The 11,904-nt window shown below is 61.1% G+C and carries 9 protein-coding genes; 3 read left to right on the forward strand and 6 right to left on the reverse strand.

Translation table 11 applies throughout. The features are described from left to right. Positions 1-2: 2 nt before the first annotated feature. The 3 genes from AB7813_RS15330 to AB7813_RS15340 form a co-directional block, all read right to left on the reverse strand. Positions 3-881, reverse strand: a complete 879-nt coding sequence (locus tag AB7813_RS15330; RefSeq protein ID WP_170849596.1) for an ABC transporter permease — start codon at positions 879-881, stop codon at positions 3-5. A gap of 28 nt (positions 882-909) precedes the next feature. Continuing rightward, the gene (locus tag AB7813_RS15335; RefSeq protein ID WP_089265970.1) at positions 910-1,863 is read right to left on the reverse strand and encodes an ABC transporter permease; all 954 of its coding nucleotides are present in this window, start codon (positions 1,861-1,863) and stop codon (positions 910-912) included. A 175-nt stretch (positions 1,864-2,038) separates the two neighbouring features. Beyond that, positions 2,039-3,706, reverse strand: coding sequence for an ABC transporter substrate-binding protein (locus AB7813_RS15340; protein ID WP_439064974.1), 1,668 nt, complete (start codon positions 3,704-3,706; stop codon positions 2,039-2,041). A gap of 234 nt (positions 3,707-3,940) precedes the next feature. Here AB7813_RS15340 and AB7813_RS15345 point away from each other — a divergent pair, with 234 nt between their 5' ends. After that, positions 3,941-5,539 (forward strand): ABC transporter substrate-binding protein, encoded by a 1,599-nt coding sequence (locus tag AB7813_RS15345; RefSeq protein WP_439084093.1) that lies wholly within the window; start codon positions 3,941-3,943, stop codon positions 5,537-5,539. Between the two features lie 91 nt (positions 5,540-5,630). Here AB7813_RS15345 and AB7813_RS15350 read toward each other — a convergent pair whose 3' ends face one another. The 3 genes from AB7813_RS15350 to rocF all read right to left on the reverse strand — a co-directional run bounded on the left by AB7813_RS15350 (position 5,631) and on the right by rocF (position 8,677). After that, entirely contained in the window at positions 5,631-7,217 is a 1,587-nt protein-coding gene (locus AB7813_RS15350) for an alpha-amylase family glycosyl hydrolase (RefSeq protein ID WP_231079356.1), read from the reverse strand. An 87-nt stretch (positions 7,218-7,304) separates the two neighbouring features. Beyond that, the gene (locus AB7813_RS15355) at positions 7,305-7,577 is read right to left on the reverse strand and encodes a hypothetical protein (RefSeq protein WP_120287064.1); all 273 of its coding nucleotides are present in this window, start codon (positions 7,575-7,577) and stop codon (positions 7,305-7,307) included. Between the two features lie 131 nt (positions 7,578-7,708). Next, positions 7,709-8,677, reverse strand: coding sequence for an arginase (gene rocF, locus AB7813_RS15360; protein WP_439064976.1), 969 nt, complete (start codon positions 8,675-8,677; stop codon positions 7,709-7,711). Positions 8,678-8,804: 127 nt separating this feature from the next. On the opposite strand from rocF, the gene glgX reads away from it, so the two are divergent. Next, positions 8,805-10,910 (forward strand): glycogen debranching protein GlgX, encoded by a 2,106-nt coding sequence (glgX, locus tag AB7813_RS15365; RefSeq protein WP_439064977.1) that lies wholly within the window; start codon positions 8,805-8,807, stop codon positions 10,908-10,910. Positions 10,911-11,053: 143 nt separating this feature from the next. Further along, a complete protein-coding gene (locus AB7813_RS15370) occupies positions 11,054-11,902 on the forward strand; it encodes a transglutaminase-like domain-containing protein (protein ID WP_439084091.1) in 849 nt (282 codons plus the stop codon). The last annotated feature ends 2 nt before the right edge of the window (positions 11,903-11,904 follow it).

Below are 11,904 nucleotides of genomic sequence, written 5' to 3' on the forward strand. Positions count from 1 at the left end.
CATCAGTTCCGGATGTCCATGGCACTGCGCATGCCGTCGCTCAGCAGATTGAAACAGATCGACACGGCGAAGATCATCGCGCCGGGGAGTGCTGCCACCCATGGATTGACGTAGATCGCAGTGCGCAGCGTGTTCAGCATCAGACCCCATTCCGGCTCCGGCGGCTTGGTGCCGAGGCCGAGGAACGACAGACCGGCGGCGAGGATCATCGACACCGAGATCAGGCCGGTCGCGTAGACGAAGATGGAGCCCAGCACGTTGCCGAGCATGTGCACCCGCATGATGGTGAAGGCGTTCGCGCCGGAGGCACGTGCCGCTTCCACATAGTCCATGTTGCGCACGCCAGTCGTGACGCTCTCGGCGACGCGCGTGATCTGCGGCACGAACACGATGGTCAGCGACACGATCGAATTGACGATGCCGGCGCCCAGCGCACCGGAAATCGCAATGGCCAGCAGAACCGAGGGGAACGCGTAGAACACGTCGACGGTGCGCATGATCGCGGTATTGAGCTTCCCTCCGACATAGCCGGCCACAACGCCAAGCCCCGTCCCGATGAAGAAGGCAAGGATCACCGGCAGGATGCCGATCAGCAGCGACAGTCGCCCGCCATAGATCAACCTGGCCAGCATGTCGCGACCGAGTTCGTCGGTGCCGAGCGGATAGTTGGGTGTGCCGATGAAACGCAAACGGCGGATCATGGAGCCCTGATAGGGATCTGCGAGATGCAGATAGGGCGCAAAGATCGCTGCCAGGAAGATCAGCAGCAGAATGAACGCGCAGGCCATGCTGACCTTGTCGCGCACGATGCGGCGGCCGACCGTGGCCCAATAGCCGCGGGCCTTGGTGGCAGGCGCCGCCTGCAGTGCAGTGTCTGTCATCGCGGTCATGAGAGGATATCCAGCATGGTCAGCTCCGCTTGATGCGCGGATCGATCGACGCCTGCGCGATATCGACCAGAAGATTGAGGAACACGAAGAACAGCGCCAGCACCAGGATCGTGCCCTGCAGCAGCGGCAGGTCGCGCTGGAAGATTGCGGAGTTCAAAAGAAGCCCCGAACCGGGCCACGAGAACACAGTCTCGATCAGGATCGAACCGCCGAGCATGTAGCCAAGCTGCAGGCCCATCACGGCCAGCGCCGTCGGCGCAGCGTTCTTGATGACGTGACGAAACACCTTGGTTTCTTGCAAGCCCTTGGCGCGCAGCGCTTCGACGAAATCCTGCGACAGGATATCGCCGGTAAGCGCGCGCACTGTGCGCGTCACGATGCCCATCGGAATGACCGATGTCGTGATCGCCGGCAGCACGAGATATTTGATGTGCTCCCAGTCCCAGGCCCATGAGCCCGAACCGCCCGGCCCGGCACCGACCGCAGGCAGCCAATTGAGCTGCACCGAGAAGATGATGACCAGCACCATGCCGAGCCAGTAATGCGGCACGGAGACGCCGGCGATGGCAATCGAGGTCGCGACCTTGTCGATCCAGGTATCGCGGAAGTAGCCGGCGATCAGCCCGAAGAACAGACCGAGCGTGAAGCCGATGGCGGCGGCGGCGATCGCCAGCGTCACGGTATTGCCGACGGCTTTCATCACCTCCGCCAGAACAGGACGTCCGGTGGCGATGGAGCTGCCGAGATCGCCGTGTAGCGCGCGCCACAGCCAAAGGCCGAACTGCACCGGCAGCGGACGATCGAAGCCGTAGGCGACGCGCAGTTGCTGCGCCAGCTCCTGCGATGCGTCAGCGGGAAGAATGGCAACGAGAGGATCCCCGGGCGTAATGTGCACCAGCAGGAAACACACCAGCGCCACGCTGAGGACGATAGGAATCACATAGACGACGCGTCGCGCGATGTAGACGAACACTGATCACCTTCGATTCAGAAACTCTGCCCCCTCGTTCGTCATGCCCGGGCCTGACCCGGGCATCCACGTCTTTGCAGCGAAGAAGGCGTGGATGGCCGGGTCAAGCCCGGCCATGACGTGGAGAGGTTCGTGCGAATATCGGCTGCACAATATGCGGCCGATATTCGCTTGTTGCTTACGGCGTGATCGACACCGGCGAGAAGTCGACGAACCAGCTCTTCGGCTGCACGAAGCCCTTGATCTTCGGGCTCAGCGCACGCGGACCGACGTCATGGGCCACGTAGAGGAAGGCTGCGTCATCGACCGACGCGGCGTGCAGCTCGGCCAGAGCCGCATCACGTGCCGTCGCATCGAAGGTGGTGCGTGCCTTGGTCACGAGTTCATCGAACTTCGGATTGTTGATGAAGCCCCAATTGTTCGAGACCGGCGGTGCCATCGACGACTGCAGGAAGCGAACCAGTGCGAAGAACGGATCCATCGCCGCATAGGTGACGTTGGTGGCGTTGGAGCCGTTCGCCGAGGGATCCTTGACGCCGCGGCGCCAGTTGGTGAACAGCGTGTTCCATTCGATAACGTCGAGCTTGACGTCGAAGTAGCACTCCGCCAGCGCCTGCTGCAGATATTCGTTCATCGGCAGCGGCAGCATCTGGCCGGAGCCGGACGCCGAGGTCTGCGTCTTCACTTCGAGCTTCTTGGTGGGACCGTAACCGGCTTCCTTCATCAACGCTTGTGCAGCCTTCAGGTCATACTTGATCTCGAAACTCGGCTTGCCGCGCCAGGGGTGGCCCGGCTCGAAAGTGCCGCTTGCCGGCACCATCAGGCCGGCGAGCAGACCGTCCTTCAGGCCTTCGCGATCGATGCAGAGATTGGCGGCCTTGCGGACGCGGATGTCGTTCCACGGCGAGCCTTCGGCACGGGAGAACTGCCACGGCCAGACATGCGGCTGCTCGTTCTTCTCGATCTTGAAGCCGCGTGCGGTGATTTCCTTGACGGCGTCAGGCGCCGGCGCCTCGACCCAGTCGACCTGACCGGACAGCAGCGCAGCGGTGCGTGCGTTGGCTTCCGGCATCGGCAGCAGCACCATCTTGTCGGTCTTCGGAACGCGGTCCTTGTTCCAGTAGGCGTCGTTCTTCACCAGTTCGAGACGCTCGCGCGGCGTGAACTTCGACATCTTCCACGGGCCGGTGCCGGAGGCTTCGCGCGCGAAGGCCGCCCATGCGGCCTGCGACTTGGCCTTGGCATCGGCGCCTTCGGCCTTGTCGAACAGCGCCTGCCACTTGGTGGGGCTCGCCATAAAGAGGTTGGTAAGATTGATCGGCAGGAAGGAGTCCGGCTCCTTGGTGGTCAGTTCGACGGTCATGTCGTCGATCTTCTTCGCGGACACCAGGGTCGGCATGCGCGAGGCGGTTACACCGACCTGGCTGGCGTCGAACTGGACTGCATCTTGTTTGAGCACCTTGTCCACATTCCAGACCACGGCATCCGCATTGAAGGCCGAACCGTCGTGGAATGTGACGCCGGGACGCAGCTTGAAGGTCCATTTCTTCTTGTCGGCGTCGTCCACTGCCCACTCAGTGGCGAGCGCCGGGATAACAACACTCGCTTTGGTCGCGGACGACAGATCCCAGCCGGTCAGGCCGTCATACATCGTATTGCCGGTGAAACGATTGCCTTCGAAGCCCTGATCGGGCTGGCCGAGCGTGCGCGGAATATCGGCAGCGGTCATGCCGATGCGCAGCACCGTTTCGGCGCGCGCCACCTGTGGCAAGGTCAGGGCCGTGGCAAGCGTCAGCAAGGTGATTGCTGTCGCGAGACGGCTCTTTGTCGGCTTTTCGATACGCATCGTAATCAGTCCCTCTTGGCTTTGGATGACACGTTGGCTTTCGCCAGTGTTGGCTTGTTCTAAACTGGCTAATTCTTATGCAACGCTTGTGCCAAGGCCTGCAACCTTGCACCGCAATGACTCAAACTGCGGCACTGCAGCACACCAGCACACACCAACCGTTCGATATGCCCAATCTGGCATCAGGATTGCAGGTATCTGGCGGACAATATCCCACCATACGGAGTCTGGTTTATGCGCGTTCGAAGCTCGTTATTTGTTGCGGCCATCGCCGCCGCCATAGGTGCAGCCGCGCCGGCGCAAGCCGAAACGGTGGTGCGCTATGGCATCTCGATGGCGGACGTGCCGCTGACCACAGGCCAGCCTGATCGCGGCGCCGGAGGCTACCAGTTCACCGGCTACACGATCTACGATCCGCTCGTCGCCTGGGAAATGGATGTCGCCGATCGTCCCGGCAAACTCATTCCCGGCCTCGCCACCGAATGGAAGGTCGACGATACCGACAAGACCAAGTGGCGCTTCACCTTGCGCAAGGGTGTCAAGTTTCACGACGGCAGCGACTTCAACGCCGATGCGGTGATCTGGAATCTCGACAAGGTGCTGAACGAGAAGGCGCCGCAATTCGACAAGCGCCAGAGCGCGCAGGTCAAGACCCGTCTGCCCTCGGTCGCGAGCTACGCCAAGATCGATGACGGCACCGTCGAGATCACCACCAAGAACGTCGACTCCTTCTTCCCCTATCAGATGCTCTGGTTCCTGGTCTCCAGCCCGGCGCAGTACGAGAAGGTCGGCAAGGACTGGGACAAGTTCGCATCGCAGCCCTCGGGCACCGGTCCGTTCAAGCTGACCAAGCTCGTGCCGCGTGAACTCGCCGAGCTCAGCAAAAACTCCGACTATTGGGACAAGAAGCGTATCCCGAAAGCTGACAAGCTCGTGCTCGTCCCGATGCCGGAAGCGCTCACCCGCACCAATGCCCTGCTCGCCGGTCAGGTCGATCTGATCGAGACCCCTGCTCCCGACGCTGTGCCGCAGCTCAAGAGCGCCGGCATGAAGATCGTCGACAACGTCACGCCGCATGTCTGGAATTATCACCTCAGCGTGCTGCCGGGTTCGCCCTGGACCGACGTCCGCCTGCGCAAGGCGCTGAACCTCGCCATCGATCGCGATGCCGTCGTCGCGCTGATGAACGGTCTCGCCAAGCCCGCCATCGGCCAGGTCGATCCGTCGAGCCCGTGGTTCGGCAAGCCGACCTTCAAGATCAAATATGATCTGGCCGAAGCCAAGAAGCTGGTGAAGGAAGCCGGCTACGGCCCGGAGAAGCCGCTGAAGGCGACCTTCATCATCGCCAATGGCGGCACCGGCCAAATGCTGTCATTGCCGATCAACGAATTCCTGCAGCAGAGCTTCAAGGAAATCGGCGTCGAGGTCGAATTCAAGGTCGTCGAACTCGAAGTGCTCTACACCGCGTGGCGCAAGGGCGCGGCTGACGAGAGCATGAAGGGCATCACGTCCAACAACATCGCCTACGTCACCTCGGATCCCTTGTACGCCATCGTCCGCTTTTTTCACTCCGGCCAGATCGCACCGGTCGGCGTGAACTGGGGCGGCTACAAGAACCCGAAGGTCGATGCGCTGATCGACGAAGCCAAGAACACCTTCGATCCGAAGAAGCAGGACGAGTTGCTGGCCGAAGCCCATGCGCAGATCGTCGACGACGCCGTGCTGGTCTGGGTCGTTCACGACACCAACCCGCATGCGCTGTCGCCGAAGGTGAAGAAGTTCGTGCAGGCCCAGCACTGGTTCCAGGACCTGACCACGATTGGTCTGGACTGAGCCTCTCTGGTCCACTGCGAAATCAGGAAGCGCCGCCGAGCAATCGGCGGCGCTTTTTCTTGCCGTGCATGTGGTCGCGGAACGCGGATATCTACCGCAGCCTGACGATTACGCCTTCATTGCCTGATAACTCCAGTGCGCCCGAAACATTCTCACCATGGCGATCGAGGCCTGTCGCCAGCAGGATTTCACCGCCCCCCACATGCAATGATGCGGGCTCACCGCTGAGATTGAGGGCGATCAGAACCGTCTGCGCGTCATAGACGCGCCGATAGGCCAGCACATCGCCCTCAGCGTCCACAGGCTCATAGCCGCCGAACACCAGTTCAGGCATGTGCTTGCGCAAGTCGATCAGCTTCACATAGAGGCTGAGAATCGAATGGGGATCGGCCGCGAGAGCAGCCGCATTCTGATGGTGGTAGTCCGTGTCCAGCGGCAGCCAGGGCTCGCCGGTCGTAAAACCCGCGTGCTCGGTGGCACCCCATTGCATCGGCGTGCGGCATCCGTCGCGGCCGAGACCGATCCCAGGCACGTTCTTTTCGAACGGATCCTGAACCTGATCCGGTGCAATAGGCACCTGCTTCATACCGATCTCGTCGCCATAATATAGCGTCGGCGTCCCGCGCAGCGTCAGCAACAACATCGCGGCGACGCGCGCCTGAGCCATGCCAACCCGGCTGGCGACGCGCGGCCGGTCGTGATTGCCGAGCACCCAGTTAGGCCAGGCGCCGAGCGGCAGCGCGGCTTCGTAGCGCGCGATCAATTCGCCGATGGCGAAAGCATTCCACGGCGCGGAGAGCAGTGCGAAGTTGAACGGCAGATGAGCGCCTGACAGGTCACTGCCGTAATAGGCGACCAGCCGATCGAAGGGGAGATAAATCTCGCCTATCAGCACGCGATCGTCGAATTCATCGACGACGCGGCGCATTTCGACGACCACGTCCAGCGTCTCCGGCCGATCGGTCGAATAGAGCGGCAGGAAAGCCTCGTGTGGCGGGCGCCCGGCCGTGAAACTCGGATTTGTCGGGTTGTCGCGAAACTCCTCGTCCTTGATGAGATGCCAGATCACGTCGACGCGGAAGCCGTCGACGCCGCGTCGCATCCAGAACCGCATCACCTCATAGATGGCGTTGCGAACAGCAGGATTGCGCCAATTCAGGTCCGGCTGTTTGTCGAGAAAGGCGTGATAGTAATATTGCCCTGTGGCCTCGTCATACTGCCAGGAGCTGCCGCCGAATTCGGACATCCAGTTGGTCGGCGCGCTGCCGTCCGGCTTCGGATCGTGCCAGATATACCAATCGCGTTTGGGATTATCGCGTGACGACCGGCTTTCGACAAACCACGGATGCTGATCCGAGGTGTGGTTCGGCACCAGATCGAGAATAATCTTCAGACCATGACCGTGAGCCGCAGCCACCAGCGCGTCGAAATCGGCCGATGTACCGAAGATCGGATCGATGCCGATATAGTCTGATATGTCATAGCCGAAGTCTGCCATCGGAGATGGGAAGATCGGTGACAGCCAGATCGCGTCGATGCCGAGCTGCCGCAGATAAGGAAGCCGGCCGACGATGCCCGCGAGATCGCCGATACCGTCTCCATTGGAGTCCTGAAACGATCGCGGATAGATCTGATAGATGGTGCCGGCCTGCCACCAGACTGTCGCTGCAGTTGCCATGGTCCTGTCACTCAATGTTCTGAGGCTTCCATCACGCACGAAAAAACGGCCCTTCCGAGGAAGGGCCGCCTCTCGTTCGGTGCAATATTAGTAGCGTTCGATGACAGTACGACGTTCGACGCCGCCATCGTAATAGCCACGATCGCGGTCGCGGCTGCGCTTGATGATCACGGTCTCATTGCGGTCACGACGATCGCGGTAGTACCCGCGATCATAGTCGTCGCGATAGCGGTCGCGGCCGACGGCGCCAACCGTAACGCCTCCCGGACCGACGCCAACGCCGAACTCCTGGGCCTTGGCTGGAATTGCGCTGCTAATGCCCGCCGCAGCAACGGCGATGATGGCAAGATGCTTAATCATGACGTGCTCCTCGTGTGTGAACCATGAGGGAGCAATCCCGCGCTGCAGGGTTAGTTCCGAGACGATAACAAAACGATCATGCGTAACGCGCGCAAAGACCCGGAACCAATCGAGGTTTTGCCGACCGCGAGCTAGCCGGGCGGTATAATTGCGTTGCTCGGTGTCGGCCGATCGGTGATCTGCTGCCCGAACAGGCTGCCGACCAGCTCGACCATCACCCGTGCGGTACGCCCGCGCTCGTCGAGAAACGGATTGAGCTCGACGACATCCAGCGAGCACATCAGCCCGGAATCATGCAGCAGCTCCATGATCAGATGCGCCTCGCGATAGGTGGCGCCGCCGGGCACCATGGTGCCAACGCCGGGCGCTGCCGCGGGATCGAGGAAGTCCACATCGAAGGACACATGCAACACGCCGTTGCGCGCCTTGACCCGCTCGATGACGCGGCGGATCAGGACGCCAACACCGAACTCGTCAATCTGCCGCATGTCTGCGATGGCCACCTTGCGCGTGTGGACTAGCTCTTTCTCAAGCTTATCGATGGAGCGGATGCCGAACAGATCGAGATTATCGGGCTTGATCGATGCGCGCGGCTCAGCGCCGAGTAATCCATCCAGACCGGGCTCGCCGCACAGAAAGGCCGCGGACATGCCGTGCATGTTGCCGGTGATGGTCGTGTGCGGCGTATTGTAATCGGCATGCGCGTCGAGCCACAGCACGAACAATTCGCGCCCCTGCTCGTGCCAGTGCCGCGCCACGCCATTGACCGATCCCATAGACAGGCTGTGATCACCGCCCACGAAGATCGGCAGCGCGCCCGATTTGGCAAGCGTGTAGGCACGCGCACTCAGCGCCTGGATCCAGCTCTGGATCACACGGTAATGCTTGGCATTCTCCGGCGGCGCATCGGTCGACAGAGGCACAGACGGTGGCATGAGGTCACCGTGGTCTTCCACCTCGAAGCCAAGCTCTTCCAGCAGCGGCCCCAGGCCTGCCGTCCGCATGGCCGCCGGCCCCATCAAGGTCCCGCGCTGCGAGGCCCCGACTTCGACTGGCGCGCCCAGCAATGCGATGCGTTTGTGATGGGAGACGTCGGTCATAAGCAAAACTCCGGGCTAGCGACCCTCGCAGGCCAAGATATATTCCGAAACAGCCTGTTTGCATTGCAACGGAAATGCGGCGGCGCAGTTATCCCGCGCATTTTCATCACCAGACAGTGGGGCAATCGTGACGCACAGAGTAGTCGAAGAAGGTCTCCCCTATCCCTTTGGCGCGCATTGGGACGGAAAGGGCACCAACTTCGCGCTCTTCTCGGCCAATGCCACCAAGGTCGAGGTCTGCCTGTTCGACGGCGACAAGGAAACGCGAATCGAGCTGCCGGAATATACCGACGAGGTGTTTCACGGCTACATCCCCGACGTCGGCCCCGGCACCTTTTACGGCTATCGCGTCCATGGCCCCTATGAGCCAGAAAAGGGCCATCGCTTCAATCCGAACAAGCTGCTGCTGGATCCCTATGCCCGCGCCCATGCCGGGCAGCTCGAATGGAATCCGGCCGTGTTCGGCTACAAGATGGAGAGCGGCGACGACACCACCTTCGACGAACGCGACTCGGCGCCTTTCATGCCGAAATGCGTGATCGTCGATCGCGACTTCGACTGGGCCGGCGAGGCTGGCCGGCAGCCCGTGCCATGGGACCAGACCATCATCTACGAGACCCACGTCAAGGGCTTCACCAGGCTGCATCCCGACGTGCCCGAGAAGCTGCGCGGCACCTATGCCGGCTTCGGCAGCAAGCCTGTGGTGGATTATCTCTGCGGCCTCGGCATCACCTCGGTCGAGCTGCTTCCGATCCATACTTTCATCAATGACGACTATCTGCTGAACAAGAAGCTGGTGAACTACTGGGGCTACAATTCCATCGGCTTCTTTGCGCCCGATCCGCGCTACGCATCGGACGTGCCGAACTCGCTGCGCGAGTTCAAGGAGATGGTGTCAGCGCTGCATGCCGGCGGGCTCGAGGTCATCCTCGATGTCGTCTATAATCACACCGCCGAAGGCAACGAGCTTGGCCCGACTCTGTCCTTCAAGGGCATCGATAATGCCAGTTATTATCGGCTGCTTCCGGACAAGCCACGCTATTACATCAACGACACCGGCACCGGAAACACAGTGAACCTGTCCAATGCCCGCGTCATCCAGATGGTGGCGGACAGCCTGCGCTACTGGGTGCGGGAGATGCATATCGACGGCTTCCGCTTCGATCTCGGCACCATCCTGGCGCGCGAAGTCTATGGCTTCACCGAACAAAGCGGCTTCCTGAAAGCCGTCGATCAGGACCCATTGCTGACGACAGTGAAGTTGATCGCCGAACCCTGGGATATCGGCCCCGGTGGTTATCAGGTCGGCGGTTTCCCGCCCGGCTGGGCGGAATGGAACGACAAGTTCCGTGATACCGCGCGTGATTTCTGGCGCGGCAAAGCGCCGGTCTCGGCACTGGCACCGCGTCTCGTCGCGTCTGCGGACATGTTCAACCATCAGGGTCGCCGCGCCTGGGCCAGCGTCAATTTCGTCACCGCTCACGACGGCTTCACGCTGAACGATTGGGCGAGCTACAACGAGAAACACAACGAGGCCAATGGCGAGAACAACAAGGACGGCAGCTCCAGCAACCGCTCATGGAATTGCGGCGTTGAGGGCCCGACCGACGACAAGGCCATCATCGCCCTGCGCGAGCGCCAGAAGCGCAATATGCTGGCGACGCTGCTGTTCTCTCAGGGCACGCCGATGCTGCTCGGCGGCGACGAATTCGGCCGCACGCAGAACGGCAACAACAATGCCTATTGCCAGGACAGCGAGATTTCCTGGTTCAACTGGAGCCTGACGACCGAGGGCAAGGACCTGCTCGCTTTCACCAAGCGGCTCATCAAACTGCTCGGCGGCTGCTCGGTACTGCGTCGCAGCCGCTTCCTGACCGGCGAGCACGACCCCGACCTCGACGTTCGCGACGTGGCATGGATCAACGCCAATGGCGGCCCGATGCAGGACGCACATTGGAAAGACGGTAACATGAAATGCTTCGGCATGCTGCTGGACGGCCGCGCGCAGAAGACCGGAATTCACAAGCCGGCGGAGGATCAGACCATGCTGATGATCCTGAACGGCTTCGAAGGGCTGGTCGATTTCACGATGCCCGAGGCGTTTGGCGGACAGGCATGGGAACTTCTGGTGGATACCAACATTCCCGATACGAAAGGCGGCGAGGATTTCCCGTTCGGCCATATGTATCAGGTAACTGCCCGCTCGCTGCTGCTGTTGTCCCTGAAGAAATAGCTTATGGCGCAGCGGGGCCGACGCGGCCTCACTGCCCACATTTTCTGCACATTCCTGTCACTGAACCTCGGAACGATGTTTGGTGACTACACTTGTCTGGCAACGATGAATTCCTGATTTGCCGAGCTAGTGGAGACGTAAAAGTGAAGATTCGCGCGGGCTACGACATCGCTTTCCAGTGTTTGCAGGAAACACCCATGATCCTGATGCTCAGCATTCATCCTTCGCGCGCGAAGGATCTCCAGAGTCCGCATCGCATCCAGTTTTCCCATGACGTACAGGCGCATGACTATCTCGACATGTTCGGCAATACTTGCACGCGCATCGTCGCGCCGCCCGGGCTAATCGAGATCAAGAATGACTTTCTGATTTCAGATAGCGGATTGCCGGATGCGGCTCCGCCATCAGGGCCGTTGCAGGCGGTTGGCGATCTGCCTGACGATGTCATGGTCTTCCTGCTCGGCAGCCGCTATTGCGACACGCAGAAGCTGTCAGATCTTGCCTGGTCACTGTTCGGCCATATCGAAGACGGCGCGGCGCGCGTCCAGGCCATTGTCGATTACGTGCATCAGCGCATCGAGTTCGGCTATCACCATGCCCGCAACGATCGCACCGCCTTTGAAGGTCATGAAGAGCGTATCGGCGTGTGCCGCGACTTCGCGCATCTCGCTGTCACGCTGTGCCGCTGCATGAACATTCCAGCACGCTATTGCACTGGCTATCTCGGCGATATCGGCGTGCCCAAGGATCCCGCGCCGATGGATTTCAGCGCCTGGTTCGAAGTGTATCTCGGTACCGCGTGGTACACGTTCGACGCCCGGCACAATCACGCGCGCATCGGCCGGATCGTCATGGCGCGTGGCCGCGATGCTGCCGACGTGGCGATCTCCACCAACTTCGGCCCGACACCGCTGGTGCGTTTTACGGTGGTCACCGACGAGGTTTTTAGCGAAGCCACCCCTGCCGTCGCGCCGATGTCGATGGTGGCCTGATC

It is taken from the genome of Tardiphaga sp. 20_F10_N6_6 (genome assembly GCF_052076045.1).
Classification (GTDB): Bacteria; Pseudomonadota; Alphaproteobacteria; order Rhizobiales; family Xanthobacteraceae; genus Tardiphaga; species Tardiphaga robiniae.

Bases quoted from the DNA above. Each gene is read 5' to 3' on its own strand.
- AB7813_RS15340 (WP_439064974.1), bottom strand. From the start codon at position 3,706: ATGCGTATCGAAAAGCCGACAAAGAGCCGTCTCGCGACAGCAATCACC.
- AB7813_RS15350 (WP_231079356.1), bottom strand. From the start codon at position 7,217: ATGGCAACTGCAGCGACAGTCTGGTGGCAGGCCGGCACCATCTATCAG.
- AB7813_RS15330 (WP_170849596.1), bottom strand. From the start codon at position 881: ATGACAGACACTGCACTGCAGGCGGCGCCTGCCACCAAGGCCCGCGGC.
- rocF (WP_439064976.1), bottom strand. From the start codon at position 8,677: ATGACCGACGTCTCCCATCACAAACGCATCGCATTGCTGGGCGCGCCA.
- AB7813_RS15355 (WP_120287064.1), bottom strand. From the start codon at position 7,577: ATGATTAAGCATCTTGCCATCATCGCCGTTGCTGCGGCGGGCATTAGC.
- AB7813_RS15345 (WP_439084093.1), top strand. From the start codon at position 3,941: ATGCGCGTTCGAAGCTCGTTATTTGTTGCGGCCATCGCCGCCGCCATA.